The following is a 17257-nucleotide window of genomic DNA, read 5'->3' on the forward strand; positions in this document are numbered from 1 at the left end:
CCGGTTCAATCCATCCGCGCGCCGGAGGCCTTCACCGCTTTCTCCCAGCGCGGCGTTTCGGCGGCCAGGAAGCGCGCGAACTCCTCGCTGCCCAGGAAGGCCGGGTCGGCGCCCTGGCTCACCATGCGTTCGCGCACCTCGGGGCTGGTCAGCACCTGTTTGAACGCTTCGCCGAGCTTGGCGACCACGTCTTTCGGCGTGTCCTTCGGCGCGAAGAAGCCATAGAAGCCCACCACCTCGAAGCCCTTGAAGCCCGACTCGATCACGGTCGGCACGTCGGGCAGGGCGGGGTTGCGCTCGCGGCTGGTCACGGCCAGCGCGCGCACCTTGCCCTGCTTGTGGTAGTTGGCTGCCTGCGGGATCGACTCGGCCATGAACTGCACCTGTCCGCCCATCAGGTCGGTAAAGGCGGGCGCGCTGCCGCGGTACGGGATGTGCACCATGAAGATGCCCGTGGCGGTCTTGAACATCTCCGGCACCAGGTGGCTGATGCCGCCGTTGCCGGCCGAACCGTAGTTGACCTGGCCGGGCCGCGCCCTGGCGTAGTCGACGAACTGCCTGAGGTTCTGCACCGGCAGCTTCGGCGTGACCAGCAGCGCCAGCGGCTGCATGGCGGTGCGCGCGATGGGCACGAAGTCGCGCTGCGTGTTGTAGGGCAGCTTGCTGTAGAGCGCGCCGTTGATCACGGCCACGCCGGTGTTGGCCAGCATGAGCGTGTAGCCGTCGGCCGGGCTTTTGGCGACCGCGTCGGCGCCCACCGAGCCGCCCGCGCCGGGCTTGTAGTCGACGATCAGCGGCTGGCCGAGCACGGCCTGCAGCCTGTCGGTGAGCAGGCGCGCATGCTGGTCGAGCGGGCCGCCGGCCGGGAAGCCGATCACGACCTTGATCGGCTTGTCGGGGTAGGCGGCCATCGCCGTGGTGCCGATGGCAAGGGAAAGGACCGCGAGCGCGATCCGGGCAGTCTTGTTGTTCATGATCCGTCTCCTTTTTGTGAGGAGACGATCATAGTCAGCGCGCTCAGCCGGCCAGCGTGGCCTTCAGCGTGATTTCGGGCACGCTCGCCAGCGCTTTCGACAGCGGGCAGCCGGCCTTGGCGGCGGCCGCGATCTGCTGGAACCTGGCTTCCTCGAGGTTCGGCACGGCCGCGTCGAGCTCGAGCTGGATGCGGTCGATCTTGAAGCCGTCGCCGTCCTTGGCCAGCCGCACGGCGGCCTTGGTGTCGATGCTTGTGGCGGTCAGGCCTTCCCGTTCGAGCGCGAAGGCGAAGGCCATCGTGAGGCAGGCGGCATGCGCCGCGCCGACGATCTCCTCGGGGTTGGTGCCGCGCTTGTCGTCCTCGAAGCGGCTCGCGAAGCCGTAGGGGTAGTCTTTCAGGGCGCCGGTCTCGGTGCTGACCTTGCCCTTGCCGGTCTTGCCGGCGCCTTCCCAGTGGACGCTTGCGTGCTTGTCTGCTGGCATGTCGGTTCCTTCGCTTGGGTGGTGTGTGGAGGGAACGGCAGGTTCGCCCAGAAACCGGCGGCTGTCTGTAGTCGTACGGCGCGTGCGCAGGTTCGAAAGGGGGAGGGGCGTCAGAAGAATGGGCGTCGCCTAGGCGACGCTCCGGGGGGCTTCCCCCATGGGAGCGGCGGCCGTGGCGGCTTAGGCTGGCGGGCTGTCGCTTTTTCTTTTCCCCGCCTGTACTCACCATGCAACAACGCCCGCATTACAAGTTCTGGCCCAAACGCCTCCCTCACTCGATCACCGTCCCCGCCACCTCGCTCTGGCACAACCTGGCCACCTCGGCCGCACGCTACCCCGACAAGCCCGCGCTCGTGTTCTTCGGCCGCGTGACCACCTACCGCGACTTCGCCGCCCAGGCCGAGCGCCTGGCAGGCGCGCTGCATGCGCTGGGCGTGAAGCGCGGCGACCGTGTGATCCTCGACATGCAGAACTGCCCGCAACTGGTGATCGCGCATTTCGCGATCCTGCGCGCCAATGCCGTCGTGGTGCCGGTCAACCCGATGAACCGGGCCGAGGAGCTCAAGCACTACATCACCGACTCCGACGCCAAGGTGGCCATCATCACCGGCGACCTGGCGGGCGAGCTGGCCAAGGCCAGCAATGCGCTGCCCGTGGAGCAGCGGCTCGACCACATGGTCGTGACCCAGTTCACCGATGCCTTCGACGCCGACGCATCGGGCGACGACGCTCCGGCACCCGCCTGGAAAGACTGGCTCACCACCCGCCACCCGCTGCCCGCGCTGGACGGCGGCAAGACCGTCGCGTGGACCGACACGCTCGAAGCCAACCACCCGCCGCCCGAGCACGTGGTGGGCGCCAACGACATGGCGCTGCTGCCCTACACCAGCGGCACCACCGGCCTGCCCAAGGGCTGCGTGCACCACCATTCGAGCCTGATGCACAACGCGGTGGCCGGGCAGCTGTGGGGCGGGTCGACTTCCGAGACGGTGGTGCTGGCCGTGGTGCCCATGTTCCACATCACGGGCGTGGTGAGCATGATGCACACGGCGATTCTGGCGGCGGCCACGCTGATCATCATGCCGCGCTGGGACCGCGACGTGGCCGGTCGGCTCATCTCGCGCTGGAAGGTCACGGCCTGGACCAACATCCCGACCATGGTCATCGACCTCATGGCCAGCCCCAACTTCGCGAGCTACGACCTGTCGAGCATGACCTACATCGGCGGCGGCGGCGCGGCCATGCCGCAGGCCGTGGCGCAGCGCCTGCTCGAGCAGTACGGCCTGAAGTACCAGGAGGGCTACGGCCTTACCGAGACCGCCGCGCCGTCGCACACCAACCCGTCGGACCATCCCAAGCAGCAGTGCCTGGGCATCCCGTTCATGAGTACCGACGCGCGCGTGGTCGACCCTGACACGCTGGCCGAAATGCCGATCGGCGAATCGGGCGAGATCATCATCCATGGCCCCGAGGTGTTCCAGGGCTACTGGAAGCGCCCCGACGCCACGGCCGCCGCCTTCGTCGAGTTCGAGGGCAAGCGCTTCTTCCGCTCGGGCGACATGGGCCGTATGGACGAGGACGGCTACTTCTTCATCACCGACCGCTTGAAGCGCATGATCAACGCGAGTGGCTTCAAGGTGTGGCCGGCCGAGGTCGAGCTGCTGATGTTCCGCCACCCGGCGATCCAGGAGGCCTGCGTCATCTCGACCAAGGACGCCTACCGCGGCGAGTCGGTCAAGGCCGTGGTGGTGCTGCGCGCCACGCACAAGGACACCACCGAGCAGGAGATCATCGACTGGTGCCGCGAGAACATGGCGGTCTACAAGATCCCGCGCAAGGTGCAGTTCGTCGATGCGCTGCCCAAGAGCGGCAGCGGCAAGGTGATGTGGCGGCTGCTGCAGGAGGTGGAGGGCGCATAGGCAAATTGTCTTCTCTCGATCGAGATCGAGCCCGCGGCCGTGCTTGCGCTTCATCGCATGATCGGCCGGGGAAATTGCTGGCTTCACAGGCACTACCCTATTTGAAGCTGCACTGCAATGAGTACAAACATATTCAAAAGCAGGGCGCAAGCTGACTTCGATGGTCAGGATTCAGAAGATCCTCTCCGTTATTCTTTGCAACACATTCGTTGTAAAAAAGTTATCTATGCGCTCCTCTCGGCTTTGCAGTCTTGTCCTCTCGGCTCTCTGTTTGGGGGGCGTTGCCGCCAACGCTCAAACATCGTTGCGAGCCTGGAACACCCACCCCGATGGCTACCCGGTGACGGAGGCGATGAAAAGCTTCATTCAGGAAGTGGATGCGGCAACCAAGGGGAAATACAAGATCGAGCTGTTTTCCAACGCTGTTCTGGGAGACCAGGGCAAGGCTGTAGCGATGCTCAAGGCCGGCGAGATCGATGTCGCCGAGTTCAATTCGGCGCCACTGTCCGAAGCGGCGCCGGAACTCAAGGCATTCAATCTCCCGTTCCTGTTCACGGACTCGGCCCACATGTTTCGCTACCTGGATGGCGAAATAGGGGCGCGACTGGCGCAGACACTGCAGGCTTCGGGCTACGTGGTGCTCGGCTGGTATGACGGGGGCGCTCGGTCGTTCTATTGCGCCAACAAACCATTGACCACGCGAGAAGATCTTGTTGGCCAGAAAGTTCGGGTGCAACAGTCCGAGGTCTACATCGAGATGGTCAAGCTGCTGGGCGCCATTCCGGTGGTGGTGCCCTACAAGGACGTGCTCGATGGGTTTCAGAAGGGAACGATCGATTGCGCCGAAGGCAACATGGTCTCCTACGAAGCCACCGGACACTACAAGGCGGCCAAATACACATTGCTGGACAGCCACATGATTTCTCCCGAAGCATTGGTCGTCTCCACCAAACTGTGGAACCGGCTCAGTGCGGACGAAAAAGCGGTGTTCCAGAAGGCCGGGAAAAAATCGGCGAACCTGATGCGGGAGCTCTGGGAGAAACGAGTCGTCTCCGCACGTGCTGCCGTGACGAAAGAAGGCGCCCAGTTTTCCAACGTGCAGGACTTTTCTTCATACATCCGGAGAATGTCGCCGCTCTACGCCAAGTACATGGCTGATCCCACAACCCGGGCCGCGCTATTTGCCATCGTCGGCAAGCAGTGAGGAAAGCATCAGGGCGGAGATAGATGCCGCGTCGGTCTTATCGATCTCCCCCGCACCCGTTGCGCTGGAGCACAGGCAGTAGCTGCGGCCCCAGCGACTTCAGCAACTGAGTCGGCAGCGCGCTCGTGAACCGATAGCGAGCGGCATAGGGCTCGTGCACATAAGCCATGATGGTGCCGAAGTAGCGGTCTCCGATCATGAACACGAAGGTGGCCGATCGATCGATCTTGCGCTCCGAGATCACCCGTCCGTTCCGGTCGGTCTTCTCGTAGCGATGGTCTCCGGTGCCGGTCTTGCCACCGATCTCGATCGCGCGGCCATGCGTGTCCACGAGCGAGCCCTTCAGGCGCCGTGCCGTGCCGTCGTTCACCACCTCGACCAGCGCGCGCCGTACCGTCGCGACCACCTCCGCGGGCAGCAGCCGTTCGGCGCTCGCGTTGCGCGGTTCCAGCCGTGTCTCGTAGGGCGTGTCGCGCCCGAAGTGCAGTGCACCGATTCGTTGCGTCGGCAGCCGTACACCGTCGTTGACGAGGATGCCCATCAGTTCCGCCAGGGCAGCCGGCCGGTCGCCCGACGCGCCGATCGCGCTCGCGTAGGACGGCGTCAGCGATGCGAAGGGGTAGCCCAGGCGCTGCCACGAGCGATGAACCTGCGCGAAGGCGTCGAGCTCGATCAGCTCGCGCAGGCGCTTGTCCTGCGCGCTCTTGTGGCGCGTCTTGAAGAGCCAGGCGTAGGTTTCCTGGCGTTCGCGCGCGCTCGCCTCCAGCACCTGGGTCAGCGAGGCGCCGGGTTGGCGCTGCAGGAAACCGACAAGCCAGAGCTCCAGCGGATGCACGCGCGCGACGTAGCCGCGATCGGCGAGCGACAAGCCGGCGTAGGTACTGCGCAGCGCCCGCAATGCGCGCGGCGAGCCGGCGCCGCGGCCCAGCCGCTGCACGAGAAGCTCGTCGAGCCGCGCGTCGCTGGCCTCGGGCTCGATCGTGAACAGCACGCTCGCCAGGCGCGGCGCCGATGGCCTCAGGCCCTGCAGCAGCAGGGCTTCGGCCTCCGCAGCCGACCGGTGCTGGTACTTGCGATAGAAGCGGACGAGGAAGGCCGAGCCTTCGCGATCGGCAAAGCGCGCGAGCAACTCGCGCCGGCGCGGGTCGGCAGGGTCGTTCAGCAGGCGCTCGGCGTCCGACGCGCCGCCGAACATGTGGTGGCGCACCAGGTCGCGCATCAGGCGGATGAACACCAGGTTGACCGAATGCTTGAAGCCCTCGCGCACCGTCATCGTTTCGCTGTCGCTCGAGCGCTCGAAGTTCGCGAACTGATGCAGGCCGCCGCCGGTGAAGAAGGCCTCCCCGGGGTTGGCCGAGTACTTCCGCTCCATGGCCGCCTCGAGCATCGGCGCGAGGCGGCGATCCTTGGCGCGCAGGAGGTACTGCCGCGCCCACGCGCCCAGCGGGTCGCGCGGATTGTTCTCCAGCGCCGAGAGCTGGGCAGGGGAGAGGTCGGCCCAGCGGGCGTGCAACTCGGCCACGAGCTCCAGGTAGCTCACCAGGGTGCGCAGCTTGGCGGTCGAGCCGAGGTCCAGCCGCGCGCCCTGGTTCACATCGAAGGGCTGGTCGATGTTGTCGGCCTGAACGCGCAGCAGGTTCTCCTGCGCGCCCCGCTCGAACAGCGTGAAGCTGTAGACCAGCGGGCCCGGGTCCGCACCCGGATCGAGCAGGTGGAAGCCGAACAATCCCGCAGCCTTGGCCGCGGCGGGCGTCCGCAGGCCGGCCAGCACCCGCGCCACCATCGCCTGCGCCTCGCCGTCCAGGCTGGTCTCGGCCTCGAGGTCCAGTCGCTCCAGGTCGTAGGCGCGCGGCACGCCGAGCAGCGTGGAGATGTGGGTGCGCAGTGCAGTCGCGGCCTTGCGCCGCACGAAGTCCGGCCGGGGCGTTGGCGGCAGTTCGGGCCGCAGCCGCAGGGGCAGTGGCAGGGCCGCATCGCGCAGCTCGGGCGAAATCAGGCCTGCCTCGGCCATCAGCCGCAGGTAGCTGTCGGTCAGCCGGCCAAGGCCTGTGCCGTCGCCGAGCAGGTGCTGCGACGGTCGGCGCTGCGCGATCATCAGCGACAGTGCCTGCTTGAAGGCCTCGGCCTGCTGCCGCAGCGCTTCGTCGGTGAGCGCCGTCCCCTCGGCGTTGTCGGCGAGCAGGCGGTTCACTTCGCCGAAGTCGCGTCCATACCAGGCCCACAGGCCGTCGCCCAGGCCGTGCACCTCGCCCATGCCCGGGCGTGCGGCCAGCGGCACCGTGTCGAGGTAGTCGACGACGATCTGGCGGCGCCGCGCCTGCGTGTCCTCACCGTCCTGGTAGGCACGCAGCGAGGCCGATGCCATCTGGCGCAGCTTGTCGCGGACCGACCCGGTGCGGCCTTGCGGCGAGTGGCGGTACTTCTCGATCTGGGTCGCCAGCGTGCTGCCGCCCGTCGCCGTATGGCTCAGGCTGACCGCCCGCAGCGCCTGCTCGAGCGCGGCCTTCGCGAAGCGTTCCGGATCGATCGCGGGGTTGCGCTGCGCCGGCTCCGCGTCCAGCAGGTGGCGGTCTTCGACGAACAGCAGGGCGCTCACCAGCAGCGGCGGCACGTCCTCGAAGCGCTCGTATGCGCGCTGGGGCACGCGCGTGTGCAGCAGTGCCGCATTGCGGCAGTCGCGCACGGCCAGGCCGGCCTGGTTCTTCTCGCGGTACGGGATGAAGAGCCCGCGCTCCTGCAGTTCGATCAGCCGAGGCGACAGGCGGGCCTGGCGGGTGATGGCGTAGCCCTGGGAGTCCAGGCGCTGGATGAAGTCGGGAAGATCGTGATAGCCCAGCCGCTCGTCGTAAGGTCCGGTGTGGGGAAAGCGGATGGCATCGCTGGCACCGGCGTCGACGCTGAAGCTGGCACCGTTGCCGAGGTCGCGCCACAGGGCCGATTGCAGCCGGGAAGTCTTCAGTTCGTCTACCGCGAATACGGCAAGCGTGCCCCCCACGGCGACCCCGGCGCCGACCCAGAAAAGCTTCTTGAACCATGTCATGCTCTGCCTCGCGAACAGTCTGCACCGTGGGTTCGTCAGTGACGATGATGCTCTTTTTCGCGTCGATTTGGCATGGGTAAGATCGCGCCAGCCAACTGGCCCGGGCGTCCTTGCCTTTCCTACTTCCGGCCCAGCGACTTCAGCAGCCTGCCGGCTTCCTTCTTCCCGTCCACGCTGACATACGAGGAGGCCATCGCCTTCGTCAGGTAGTCGACCACCTTGCGGTGATTCTGGTTCGGTCCTTCCCAGAGAAAGAGCCGGCCCAGTTCCAGCGCCGCGTCGCCGTCGCCTTGCGCATAGGCGCGCTCGAACCAGAAGCGGGCCCAGCGGAAGTTGCCTTCGTCGCGATAGCAGATGGCGAGATTGGCGCAGCCCGCGACATCGCCGGCCCTGGCGGCCTTGCGGTACCAGTCGCGCGCAGCGGCGCTGTCCTGCTTCACGCCGATGCCGTGGTCGAGGAAGTAGCCGACGCTGTTGAGCGCGTGGGCCTCGCCCGCGGCCGCCGCCTTGAGAAACAGCGACAGCGCCTTCTTGTGCGCGCCGGCGTCCCACGCGTCGTTCGCCGCGAAAAACCAGTCGTCCCGGGTGGGTTCCTGCATGTGAGGGGTCTCCTTCGAAGCGCGGTTCAGAAGAAAGAAAAAATCTGTGTCCCGACCCCTCCCTGCGCACGGATCACTTAGCCTCGATCGGTCCGGCCATTCTGCCCACATCCGGCTCTTCCATGCACTTTCGCGCGCTGCCCATCGTTCTTCTTGCCTTTCCTCTTCTCACCCAGGCCGCTCCGCGCACCTGCCTCGTCGTCGGCATCAGCGACGGCGACACGCTCACCGCCCGCTGCGGCCGTATCGGCGCCTACGAGCGCGTGAAGGTGCGCATCGCCGCCATCGACGCGCCCGAGAAAGCCCAGCCCTACGGCCAGCGCAGCAGGCAGGCGCTGAGCAACATCTGCTTTCGGGAGCAGGCGCTCATCACCGAGATCGACACCGACCGCTACGGCCGCACGGTGGCCGACGTGAGCTGCAACGGCGAGGACGCCGGCAGCCGCATGGTGGCCGAAGGCTGGGCCTGGGTGTACGACTACAACCACCTGGCCACCCGGCGCGGCGGCGGGCTGTTCAGGCTGCAGGACAGCGCGCGCGCCCGGCGCCTGGGCCTGTGGGCCGACTCGAAGCCCACCCCGCCCTGGGAATGGCGCAGGCAGCAGCGCGACGAGCAGCCGCACTGGGGCAGCTTCTTCTGACGGCGGTGTGATCGGAGCCTGAGGCCGCTGGCGAGGAGGGCATCGCTCAGGATTCGCTCTTGCCTTGCACTTCCGCCACCACGCGCGCGTTGCGCTGGAAACTCCAGTAGGCGCCGGCCCAATCCATCATCACGACGATGCGATTGCGAAAGCCGATCAGGAAGTACGCGTGCGCGAACAGCCAGAACAGCCACGCGAGCCGGCCGCTGAAGCGCAGCGGGCCGAAGGGCGTGCCCAGGTCGACCACGGCCGAGTTGCGGCCGATGGTGGCGAGGTTGCCGTAGTCGGCATAGCGGAACGGCACCGTCGGCTGGCCCGCGATGCGGCGCAGGATGTTGGCGGCGGCTGCACGGCCCATCTGCTTGGCGCCGGGCGACACCCCGGGCACCGGCTTGGGCGGCTTGCCGGGCGCGTGGCTCATGGCGGCCGCGAGGTCGCCGACCACGCTGATCTCGGGACGGCCCGCCAGGCTCAGGTCGGGCTCGACCTTGATGCGGCCCGCGCGGTCGCACTCGACGCCGGTGGCCGTGCCCAGCATGCGGCCCAGCGGCGATGCTGCCACGCCGGCCGCCCACACCACGCAGCTGCTATCGATCCGGTAGCTCTCGACGGGCGCGCCGTCCGCGCCGCCGCCGGTCTGCACTTCGAGCCCGGTGGCGTCGATGGAGGTCACGCGCGCATTGAGCCGCACTTCGACACCCAGCTTCTCCAGCTGTTCGAGCGCCTTCCGGCTCAGCGATTCGGGCATGGCCTGCAGCACGCGCGGACCGCCTTCGACCAGCAGCACCTGGGCACTGCCGGGGTCGATGTGGCGGAACTCGCCCGACAGCGTGTGCTTGGCGATCTCGGCCAGAGTGCCGGCCATCTCGACGCCCGTGGGGCCCGCGCCGATCACCACGAAGGTGAGCAGGGCTCGGCGGTGTTCCAGGTCGGCCGTGATTTCGGCGCTTTCGAACGACAGCAGAACGCGGCGGCGGATCTCGAAGGCATCGGCCAGCGTCTTCAGCCCCGGCGCCACGGGCGCCCATTCGTCGTGCCCGAAGTAGCTGTGCGTGGCGCCCGCCGCGACGATCAGGTGGTCGTACGGCACCCGGTCGCCGTTGGCCAGGTGCACGGACCGCGTCGCCGGGTCGATGCCGGCCACTTCGCCGAGCAGCGTCGTGATGTTCGGCTGCTTGCGGAACAGCGCGCGCACCGGCGCCGCGATCGACGGCGCCGCCAGCCCCGCGGTCGCCACCTGGTACAGCAGCGGCTGGAACAGGTGGTGGTTGGTCTTGTCGATCACCGTCACGTCCACGTCGGCGTTTTGCAGCTTGCGCGCGGCTTCGAGCCCGCCGAAGCCGCAGCCGACGATGACGACTTGGGGCCTGCCCGAGGGGTTGGTCGTTTGCATGCGGCGAATGATACGCAGCCGCCCTGCACGTGCTTCCATCTTGTGCCACAGTGGCTGCCCTTTTTGCCGATGTGCTCGCGGCGGGCCGGCGGCGTTTTGTCCTACGCGCCGCCGCGGCCCGGATGGGCTACAACTTGCGGCTGACCCGACTGGAGATTCCATGACGCTTTCCCGGCCGATCACACAGGCGGCGAGCGCACTGCGCGACAGGTTTCGCGAGGTGCGTGCAGCGAGCCTGGCGCTTGCCGCCCCGCTTTCCGCCGAAGACCAGTGCATCCAGTCCATGCCCGACGCGAGTCCGACCAAGTGGCACCTCGCGCACACCACGTGGTTCTTCGAGACCGTGCTGCTGCAGCTGCATGCGGCGGGCTACCAGCCTTTCGATGTGCGCTTTCACTATCTCTTCAACTCGTACTACGAGGCGCTGGGGCCGCGCCACCCGCGCCCGCAGCGGGGCCTGCTGACGCGGCCGTCGGTGGGCGAGGTGCATGCCTATCGCCGGCACGTGGACGAGGCGGTGGTCGCGCTGCTGGAAGAGGGCGGGCTCGACTGGGCCACCGTCGAGCCCATCGTCACGCTCGGGCTGAACCACGAGCAGCAGCACCAGGAACTGCTGCTCACCGACATCCTGCACGCGCTGTCATGCAATCCGCTGCTGCCGGCCTACAAGCCGGCCGGCGGGCCTGCGCTGCGGCTGGCCGCGGTACCGCCGGCTGCGCACTGGCTCGCGCAGCCCGGTGGCGTGGCCGAGGTGGGGCATGCGGGGCAGGGCTTTTCATTCGACAACGAGACGCCGCGCCACAAGGCCCTGCTGCAGCCCTATGCGATTGCCGACCGGCTGGTGAACTGCGGCGACTACGCGCAGTTCATCGCGGATGGCGGTTACCACCGGCCCGAGCTCTGGCTGTCCGACGGCTGGGCCGCCGTGCAGGCGAACGGGTGGCGGCATCCGGCGTACTGGCTCGCGTCCGACGATCCGCGGCTGGGCTTCGGTTCGCAGCCGCAGGGTGCTGCGGGCTGGCATGTGTTCGGCCTGCATGGTGTGCGGCCGATGGAGGCCGATGCACCCGTCTCGCAGCTCAGTTTCTATGAAGCCGCCGCGTATGCCGAATGGGCCGGCGCGCGGCTGCCGACCGAATTCGAATGGGAGGCCGCGTTCGATGCGCCCGGCATCGCGCAGATGGCCGGTCATGTCTGGCAGTGGACGCGTTCCTCGTACGACCCGTACCCCGGCTTCCGGCCGATGCCCGGCATCGCTGCCGAATACAACGGCAAGTTCATGGTGGGGCAACTGGTGTTGCGCGGTGGCAGCGTGGCCACGCCGGCGGGGCACACGCGGCCCAGCTACCGCAACTTCTTTCCGCCGGCGGCGCGCTGGCAGTTCTCGGGGCTGCGGCTCGCGAAAGACCTTTGATCATGCGCAATCCAACTTCCTCTTCCTCATCGCTGTCGTTCGTGCCTGCCGCGAAGCCGCGCGCTTCGTCTGCGCCCGCAGCCGCCGCGCCGTTGTCCGAGTTCGGACGCGAGATGCAGGCCGGGCTCGCGCGGTCGCCACGCCGCATTTCGCCGAAGTTTTTTTACGACGCGGCGGGTTCGCGGCTGTTCGACCGGATCTGCGAACTGCCCGAGTACTACCCGACCCGCACCGAGCTGCGCATTCTTGGCGAGTGCGCGGGGGAGATCGCCGGGCAGATCGGGCCGAATGCGGAGATCGTGGAGTTCGGTGCGGGGTCGTTGACGAAGGTGCGGCTGCTGCTCGATGCGCTCGACTCGCCCAAGCGCTATCTGCCCATCGATATTTCCGGCGAGCATCTGGAGGCTGCTGCGCAGCGGCTGAAGGCCGACTATCCGGAGCTGGTGGTGCAGCCCATTGCCGCTGACTACACGATGCCCTTGGTGCTGCCCGCGCCCGTGGCGGGTGCCGGGCGGCGCGTCGGTTTTTTCCCGGGGTCGACGATCGGGAATTTCGAGCCTGAAGAGGCGCTGGCCTTCCTGCAACTGGCTGCCCGGATGTTGCGTGGCGGAGGGCTCTTGATTGGCGTGGACCTGGTGAAGGATCCGGGGCGGCTGCATGCGGCTTACAACGATGCGCAAGGGGTGACTGCGGACTTCAATCTGAATCTCCTGCGGCGCGCCAATGCCGAGCTCGATGCGGACTTCGATCTTGACGGGTTTGCGCATGCGGCGTTCTATAACGCGCCTCGGCAGAGGATCGAGATGCATCTTGTGAGCCGGTCGGCTCAGAGCGTTTCGCTGAATGGGGAGACGTTCGGGTTCGAGGAGGGCGAGACCATTCATACGGAGTACTCGCACAAGTTCACTGTTGAAGGGCTTCGTGCCCTGGCTGTTCGGGCTGGGTTTCGACCTGGGGCTGTTTGGACGGATCCGGAGAAGCTTTTTAGCGTTCACTGGCTGGTTGCCTAGGGTTGGGGTCCGGGGCCGGGAGTTCCGCCCGGCCCCGAAAAACAAACACCCCAACAGGGCACATACAGCCACGAAGAAAGCGACGGTGCCAAGCAAACGGCACAATACCCCGGCCCCGTGCGGCAGCGCAACGGCCAGCGCCCCGCAACCCTCCCCCTGGAGCCAAGACCATGAAAGCAACCTGGAACGGCGTCACCATCGCCGAAAGCGACGACACCGTGATCGTCGAAGGCAATCACTATTTCCCGATGAGCGCACTCAACCGCGACTACGTCACCTTCAGCAACCACAAGACCACCTGCCCCTGGAAGGGCTCGGCCAGCTACTACTCGCTGCTGGTCAACGGCGAGCTCCACACCGACGCCGCCTGGTACTACGCCGACCCCAAGCCCGAAGCCGAAGAGATCCGCGACCGCGTCGCGTTCTGGAAGGACGTGAAGGTCAGCGCGCAGTGACCACGGCCGCCTTCACTCCGCCGTTCATCGCCCCGGCCGAGCTGCCCGCCGCACTGCGCGAGCAAGGCTATGCGGTACTCAGTCCGCAGGGTGTGGGCGAATGGCTTGGCGCACCGATCGCGCAGCTCGATGCACTGCACGCCGACTGGGACGGCCTCCCGCCCGACGACTACCTGAAGGACGGTGGCCGCTACCGCACTCGGCGCCACGCCTGTTTCACCATCGAAGCCGACGACCACGCCACGCTCACGCAGGTGCCGCACCGCGCGCACTGGCAGCCGGTCGAATACAACGCGCTGCACGGCGGCATGCAGCGCTGGTTTGCGCCGATGCTCGATGCCACCGTGGCACAACCCGTGTGGCAGCGGCTGCTGCGGCAGCTCGGCAAGGCCTGCAGCGACATGCGTGGCACGACACAGCAGCGCTGGTACGTGGAAGCGCACCAGTTCCGCATCGACACCGCCGGCGGCATCGGCCGGCCGACGCCCGAAGGTGCGCACCGTGATGGGGTCGATCTCGTGGCCGTGGCACTCGTCGGCAGGCACGGCATCAAGGGCGGCGAGACGCGCGTGTTCGAGGCCAATGGCCGCCGCGGCGAGCGCTTCACCATGACCGAACCGTGGACCCTGCTGCTGCTCGACGACGCGCGTGTGATCCATGAATCGACGCCGATCCAGCCGCTCGAGGAGGGCGGCGAAGGCTGGCGCGACACGCTCGTGATCACTTGCCGGGCCAAGGGTTTCCAGGGGGATTGACGCCCCGTTTCCCGTCGCTGCCTTGAGTCCTACAGGTTCCCTCCGGCATCGGGGTTAAATTCGGGGTCCGGCTCGACGGTGAGTCGTGTCTGTCTGCGACGAAAGCGAGGTCCCGCCATGTTCAATCACATCCTGGTTCCGATCGACGGCTCCGAAACTTCCATGCTCGCCGTCAGCAAGGCCAGCGGTCTCGCGCTGGCTTTCGGTAGCCGCATCACGTTGATTCACGTGATCGACAACTATCCCTTCATCGGCGTGGGCGCGGACTACGCGCTCGGCCAGAACGAATACCTCGCAGCAGCCACGGCCAGTGCCAATGCGGCGCTCGCGCGCGGCGTGGCTGCCCTGGCGGCCGAAGGCCTGCACAGCGACCAGCGCGTGATCGACGGCCACGTGGTGCACGAAGGCATCGTCGATACGGCCATCGCCATCGCGGCCGACCTGATCGTGATGGGTTCGCACGGCCGCAGCGGCATCGAGAAACTGCTGCTGGGCAGCGTGACGCAGCGCGTGCTGCAGGACGCCAACATGCCCGTGCTGGTCGTCAAGGGCGGCTGATTGCTCAGGAGACGATGAAATCGGGCGGCCGATTGAAGCAAAGGTCTTGCTGCGTCACCGGGTGCACGAATCCCAACTCGCTCGCGTGCAGCAACAGGCGCGGCGCACGCGCCTGCAGGGCTGCATCGCCGTACAGCGCATCACCGAGGATCGGATGGCCGATCGACAGCAGGTGCACGCGCAGCTGATGCGAGCGGCCCGTCAGCGGCTCCAGCAGCACGTGGGTCGCGGCGGGCTCGCCGGGTAGCAGTGACACCGCCTTCCACCGCGTGACGCTGGGCTTGCCCGCAGGATCGATCTTCTGCAGTGGCCGGCGCGGCCAGTCGGCCATCAGCGGCGCGTCGATCAGCGACCAGTCTTCCCGCACCGGCATCGCGCCGTCGACGACGGCTTCATAGCGCTTGTGCACCCGCCGCTCGGCAAAGGCCGCGCTCAGCGCGCGCTGCATGGGGATGCCGCGTGCCATCACCACCAGCCCGCTCGTGCCCATGTCGAGGCGATGCACGATCAGCGCGTCGGGCCACTGCCGCATTGCGCGCGCGCTCAGGCAATCCTGCTTGTCCTCGCCGCGGCCGGGCACGCAGAGCAGGCCGGCGGGCTTGTCGAACACCAGCAGGTAGGGGTCTTCGTGGAGGGGGTGCAGGAGCGGCGGCGCGGTCATGGATGCCGCCGAGTGTAGAGAGCCCGTTGCAGGCCCGTTTTGGCCCTCTCATGCCGCGCTCATGAAGCCTCGGCTATCCTCGAACGAATGTCCGGCCCCGCCCCTGTTTCCGCTTCTTCCCCCGACGCCGCAGCCATTCCCTCGGGCGCCGCGGTTTCTTCTCCCGGCTTTTCCGACCTGACGCGCGAGCGTCCGTTCATGCAGATGTGGACGGCGCGGCTGTTCGGCACCGCCGCCTCGCAGATGCTGCTGGTGGCCATCGGCTGGCATATGTACGAGCTCACCGGCAGCGCCTGGGACCTGGGCCTCGTGGGCCTCTACCAGTTCGTTCCCGCGCTGCTGCTGGCGCTGCTGGCCGGCCATGTCGTCGACCGCCACCATCGCGGGCGCATCGTGGCGGCCTGCTTCGCGGTGCAGGGACTGGTGGCGCTGGCGCTGCTGCTGGCGGTGCTGGAGAAGCACGACACGCGCGGCCTGCTGCTGGGGCTGTCGCTGGTGCTGGGCGCGGTGCGCGCCTTCCAGATGCCGGCACAGCAGGCGCTGACGCCGCTGCTGGTACCGCCCGCCATGCTGTCGCGCGCGATGGCCTTCAGCTCGGCCGGCATGCAGGGCGCGATCATCGGCGGGCCGGCCCTCGGCGGCCTGCTGTTCGTGGCAGGCATGGCGGTGGTCTACGGCGCCAGCGTGGCGTTCTTTGCGGTCGCCTGCGCGCTGGTTCTGCGGCTGCGCTATGCCTACACGCCGGCCGCGCGCGAACCGGTCACGCTGGCCACCGTGTTCGCGGGCGTCGATTTCATCTGGAAGCGCAAGCCCGTGCTCGGCGCAGTCTCGCTCGACCTGTTCGCGGTGCTGCTGGGCGGTGCGGTGGCGCTGCTGCCGATCTACGCCAAGGACATCCTGCACACGGGGCCCTGGGGGCTCGGCCTGCTGCGCAGCGCGCCGGCGGTGGGCGCGCTGGTGATGTCCATCGCGCTCACGCGCCGGCCGGTCGAGCGCAACGTGGGGCGCACGCTGCTGCTGGCCGTGGGGCTCTTCGGGGTGTGCATGGTGGTGTTCGGTATTTCGAAGAGCTTCGTCGTCTCGCTGATCGCGCTGGCGGTCTCGGGCGGCGCCGACATGGTCAACGTGGTGATCCGCCAGACGCTGGTGCAGCTCGAGACGCCCGACGCCATGCGCGGGCGGGTGAGCGCGGTCAACTCGATCTTCATCGGCGCGAGCAACCAGCTCGGCGAGTTCGAATCGGGCGCCACGGCGGCGCTGCTCGGACCGGTCGGCTCGGTGGTGGTGGGCGGCGTGGGGACGATGCTGGTCGCGCTGACGTGGTTCAAGCTGTTCCCGTCGCTGGCGCAGCGGGACCGGCTGGTGGTGGCGGCGCCTTCCGCCAGGCCTCCCCCGGCCTAATCCGCGAACAGGGCGCGAGCGCCGGGCACGTCGAGCGTCAGGTCGCCCAGCGCCTGTGCCACGCAAGGCAGGATCCAGCCCTCGGCCTTTTCCTCGGCGCTCAGGCCGGGCCATTCGATGGTGTGGCGGGTTTCGCCGGACAGCCGCCGGCAGATGCAGGTGCGGCAGGTGCCGTTGCGGCACGAGCTCGGCAGTTCGATGCCGGCTTCTTCGGCGGCCTTCAGGAGCGTGGTGGCGGCGTCGGTCTCGAAGTCGAGGCCCGAGGGCTCGAGTCGGACCTTCATGGTTGCGGCGGCGGTTCCTGTTGCTGCTGCTCGCGGCGTTGCTCGCGCAGCATGAAGAGGTACAGGCTCTCGACCTTCTCGCGCGCCCACGGCGTCTTGCGCAGGAACTTGAGGCTGGAACTCACGCTCGGGTCGAGCGTGAAGCAACGGATGGGTACGAGTTCGCTCAGGTGCTCCCATCCGTAGTAGTCGACCAGCGCCGTGACGATGGCTTCCAGCGTCAGCCCGTGCAACGGGTTGCGTGGCTGGGCCTTTTTGGCCGCGGGGGCTGGCGCTTGACCGGTCACTTGTTCTTGAGCTTGCCGCGGGGGATCACGGCGGTGGTGATCGTGCGCACGGGCTCGATGCCGCCGGTGCCCACAGGCTTGGGTGGCGAAGTGTCCTTCTTCGGTTTCTTCGCTTCCTTGGTGCTGCGTTGCTGACCCTTGGCCATGTCGAATTCTCCTGTTGTTGCGACGGATACAG

The 17257-nt window shown here is 67.6% G+C and carries 18 protein-coding genes; 9 read left to right on the forward strand and 9 right to left on the reverse strand.

The window, feature by feature from the left end; genetic code table 11:
* Positions 1-5: 5 nt before the first annotated feature.
* Together ACCD11_RS12740 and ACCD11_RS12745 are read right to left on the reverse strand one after the other, a co-directional pair.
* Positions 6-974: a Bug family tripartite tricarboxylate transporter substrate binding protein gene (locus ACCD11_RS12740; protein ID WP_413314121.1), complete on the reverse strand. Its 969-nt coding sequence runs from the start codon at positions 972-974 to the stop codon at positions 6-8.
* A gap of 43 nt (positions 975-1017) precedes the next feature.
* On the reverse strand, positions 1018-1458 hold the full coding sequence (locus ACCD11_RS12745) for an OsmC family protein (RefSeq protein ID WP_413314122.1): 441 nt from the start codon (positions 1456-1458) through the stop codon (positions 1018-1020).
* Between the two features lie 227 nt (positions 1459-1685).
* Between ACCD11_RS12745 and ACCD11_RS12750 the strand changes: the two genes are divergently transcribed.
* Positions 1686-3377 carry a long-chain fatty acid--CoA ligase gene (locus ACCD11_RS12750; RefSeq protein WP_413314123.1) on the forward strand — a complete coding sequence of 564 codons (1692 nt, stop codon included), beginning with the start codon at positions 1686-1688 and terminating at the stop codon, positions 3375-3377.
* A gap of 226 nt (positions 3378-3603) precedes the next feature.
* Complete coding sequence (locus tag ACCD11_RS12755) at positions 3604-4581, forward strand: TRAP transporter substrate-binding protein (protein WP_042673454.1); 978 nt, start codon at positions 3604-3606, stop codon at positions 4579-4581.
* Between the two features lie 37 nt (positions 4582-4618).
* Here the strand turns inward: ACCD11_RS12755 and ACCD11_RS12760 are convergent, their stop codons facing one another.
* Positions 4619-7621: a transglycosylase domain-containing protein gene (locus ACCD11_RS12760; protein WP_413314124.1), complete on the reverse strand. Its 3003-nt coding sequence runs from the start codon at positions 7619-7621 to the stop codon at positions 4619-4621.
* Between the two features lie 119 nt (positions 7622-7740).
* The gene (locus tag ACCD11_RS12765; RefSeq protein WP_413314125.1) at positions 7741-8220 is read right to left on the reverse strand and encodes a tetratricopeptide repeat protein; all 480 of its coding nucleotides are present in this window, start codon (positions 8218-8220) and stop codon (positions 7741-7743) included.
* Between the two features lie 122 nt (positions 8221-8342).
* Here ACCD11_RS12765 and ACCD11_RS12770 point away from each other — a divergent pair, with 122 nt between their 5' ends.
* Positions 8343-8861, forward strand: coding sequence for a thermonuclease family protein (locus ACCD11_RS12770; RefSeq protein WP_007833944.1), 519 nt, complete (start codon positions 8343-8345; stop codon positions 8859-8861).
* 46 nt (positions 8862-8907) lie between these two features.
* On the opposite strand, the gene ACCD11_RS12775 is transcribed toward ACCD11_RS12770, so the two are convergent.
* The gene (locus ACCD11_RS12775; protein ID WP_413314126.1) at positions 8908-10254 is read right to left on the reverse strand and encodes an NAD(P)/FAD-dependent oxidoreductase; all 1347 of its coding nucleotides are present in this window, start codon (positions 10252-10254) and stop codon (positions 8908-8910) included.
* A gap of 160 nt (positions 10255-10414) precedes the next feature.
* Here ACCD11_RS12775 and egtB point away from each other — a divergent pair, with 160 nt between their 5' ends.
* The 5 genes from egtB to ACCD11_RS12800 all read left to right on the forward strand — a co-directional run bounded on the left by egtB (position 10415) and on the right by ACCD11_RS12800 (position 14446).
* Positions 10415-11668, forward strand: a complete 1254-nt coding sequence (gene egtB, locus ACCD11_RS12780) for an ergothioneine biosynthesis protein EgtB (protein ID WP_413314127.1) — start codon at positions 10415-10417, stop codon at positions 11666-11668.
* Positions 11669-11781: 113 nt separating this feature from the next.
* Positions 11782-12678, forward strand: a complete 897-nt coding sequence (gene egtD / locus ACCD11_RS12785; RefSeq protein WP_007833938.1) for an L-histidine N(alpha)-methyltransferase — start codon at positions 11782-11784, stop codon at positions 12676-12678.
* Between the two features lie 170 nt (positions 12679-12848).
* Positions 12849-13133, forward strand: coding sequence for a DUF427 domain-containing protein (locus tag ACCD11_RS12790; protein ID WP_056587596.1), 285 nt, complete (start codon positions 12849-12851; stop codon positions 13131-13133).
* Positions 13130-13888, forward strand: a complete 759-nt coding sequence (locus tag ACCD11_RS12795) for a 2OG-Fe dioxygenase family protein (RefSeq protein ID WP_413314128.1) — start codon at positions 13130-13132, stop codon at positions 13886-13888. The genes ACCD11_RS12790 and ACCD11_RS12795 overlap by 4 nt, the downstream gene beginning before the upstream one ends.
* A 117-nt stretch (positions 13889-14005) precedes the next feature.
* Positions 14006-14446 carry a universal stress protein gene (locus tag ACCD11_RS12800; protein WP_007833935.1) on the forward strand — a complete coding sequence of 147 codons (441 nt, stop codon included), beginning with the start codon at positions 14006-14008 and terminating at the stop codon, positions 14444-14446.
* Between the two features lie 4 nt (positions 14447-14450).
* On the opposite strand, the gene ACCD11_RS12805 is transcribed toward ACCD11_RS12800, so the two are convergent.
* A complete protein-coding gene (locus ACCD11_RS12805) occupies positions 14451-15107 on the reverse strand; it encodes an RluA family pseudouridine synthase (protein WP_007833934.1) in 657 nt (218 codons plus the stop codon).
* Positions 15108-15194: 87 nt separating this feature from the next.
* Between ACCD11_RS12805 and ACCD11_RS12810 the strand changes: the two genes are divergently transcribed.
* Positions 15195-16508, forward strand: coding sequence for an MFS transporter (locus tag ACCD11_RS12810; protein WP_413314129.1), 1314 nt, complete (start codon positions 15195-15197; stop codon positions 16506-16508).
* On the opposite strand, the gene ACCD11_RS12815 is transcribed toward ACCD11_RS12810, so the two are convergent.
* Genes ACCD11_RS12815 through ACCD11_RS12825 form a run of 3 tightly spaced genes read right to left on the reverse strand, consistent with a single transcriptional unit; the run spans position 16505 to position 17225 of the window.
* Positions 16505-16792: a 2Fe-2S iron-sulfur cluster-binding protein gene (locus tag ACCD11_RS12815; RefSeq protein WP_413314130.1), complete on the reverse strand. Its 288-nt coding sequence runs from the start codon at positions 16790-16792 to the stop codon at positions 16505-16507. The genes ACCD11_RS12810 and ACCD11_RS12815 overlap by 4 nt on opposite strands.
* A complete protein-coding gene (locus tag ACCD11_RS12820) occupies positions 16789-17079 on the reverse strand; it encodes a VF530 family DNA-binding protein (RefSeq protein WP_007833923.1) in 291 nt (96 codons plus the stop codon). The genes ACCD11_RS12815 and ACCD11_RS12820 overlap by 4 nt, the downstream gene beginning before the upstream one ends.
* On the reverse strand, positions 17076-17225 hold the full coding sequence (locus ACCD11_RS12825; protein ID WP_007833921.1) for a hypothetical protein: 150 nt from the start codon (positions 17223-17225) through the stop codon (positions 17076-17078). The genes ACCD11_RS12820 and ACCD11_RS12825 overlap by 4 nt, the downstream gene beginning before the upstream one ends.
* Positions 17226-17257: the final 32 nt, after the last annotated feature.

Origin of the sequence: Variovorax sp. Varisp36, assembly GCF_047304235.1 — a bacterium.
GTDB lineage: Bacteria > Pseudomonadota > Gammaproteobacteria > Burkholderiales > Burkholderiaceae_C > Variovorax.

Bases quoted from the DNA above. Each gene is read 5' to 3' on its own strand.
- ACCD11_RS12740 (WP_413314121.1), bottom strand. From the start codon at position 974: ATGAACAACAAGACTGCCCGGATCGCGCTCGCGGTCCTTTCCCTTGCC.
- ACCD11_RS12745 (WP_413314122.1), bottom strand. From the start codon at position 1,458: ATGCCAGCAGACAAGCACGCAAGCGTCCACTGGGAAGGCGCCGGCAAG.
- ACCD11_RS12750 (WP_413314123.1), top strand. From the start codon at position 1,686: ATGCAACAACGCCCGCATTACAAGTTCTGGCCCAAACGCCTCCCTCAC.
- ACCD11_RS12755 (WP_042673454.1), top strand. From the start codon at position 3,604: ATGCGCTCCTCTCGGCTTTGCAGTCTTGTCCTCTCGGCTCTCTGTTTG.
- ACCD11_RS12760 (WP_413314124.1), bottom strand. From the start codon at position 7,621: ATGACATGGTTCAAGAAGCTTTTCTGGGTCGGCGCCGGGGTCGCCGTG.
- ACCD11_RS12765 (WP_413314125.1), bottom strand. From the start codon at position 8,220: ATGCAGGAACCCACCCGGGACGACTGGTTTTTCGCGGCGAACGACGCG.
- ACCD11_RS12770 (WP_007833944.1), top strand. From the start codon at position 8,343: ATGCACTTTCGCGCGCTGCCCATCGTTCTTCTTGCCTTTCCTCTTCTC.
- ACCD11_RS12775 (WP_413314126.1), bottom strand. From the start codon at position 10,254: ATGCAAACGACCAACCCCTCGGGCAGGCCCCAAGTCGTCATCGTCGGC.
- egtB (WP_413314127.1), top strand. From the start codon at position 10,415: ATGACGCTTTCCCGGCCGATCACACAGGCGGCGAGCGCACTGCGCGAC.
- egtD (WP_007833938.1), top strand. From the start codon at position 11,782: ATGCAGGCCGGGCTCGCGCGGTCGCCACGCCGCATTTCGCCGAAGTTT.
- ACCD11_RS12790 (WP_056587596.1), top strand. From the start codon at position 12,849: ATGAAAGCAACCTGGAACGGCGTCACCATCGCCGAAAGCGACGACACC.
- ACCD11_RS12800 (WP_007833935.1), top strand. From the start codon at position 14,006: ATGTTCAATCACATCCTGGTTCCGATCGACGGCTCCGAAACTTCCATG.
- ACCD11_RS12805 (WP_007833934.1), bottom strand. From the start codon at position 15,107: ATGACCGCGCCGCCGCTCCTGCACCCCCTCCACGAAGACCCCTACCTG.
- ACCD11_RS12810 (WP_413314129.1), top strand. From the start codon at position 15,195: ATGTCCGGCCCCGCCCCTGTTTCCGCTTCTTCCCCCGACGCCGCAGCC.
- ACCD11_RS12815 (WP_413314130.1), bottom strand. From the start codon at position 16,792: ATGAAGGTCCGACTCGAGCCCTCGGGCCTCGACTTCGAGACCGACGCC.
- ACCD11_RS12825 (WP_007833921.1), bottom strand. From the start codon at position 17,225: ATGGCCAAGGGTCAGCAACGCAGCACCAAGGAAGCGAAGAAACCGAAG.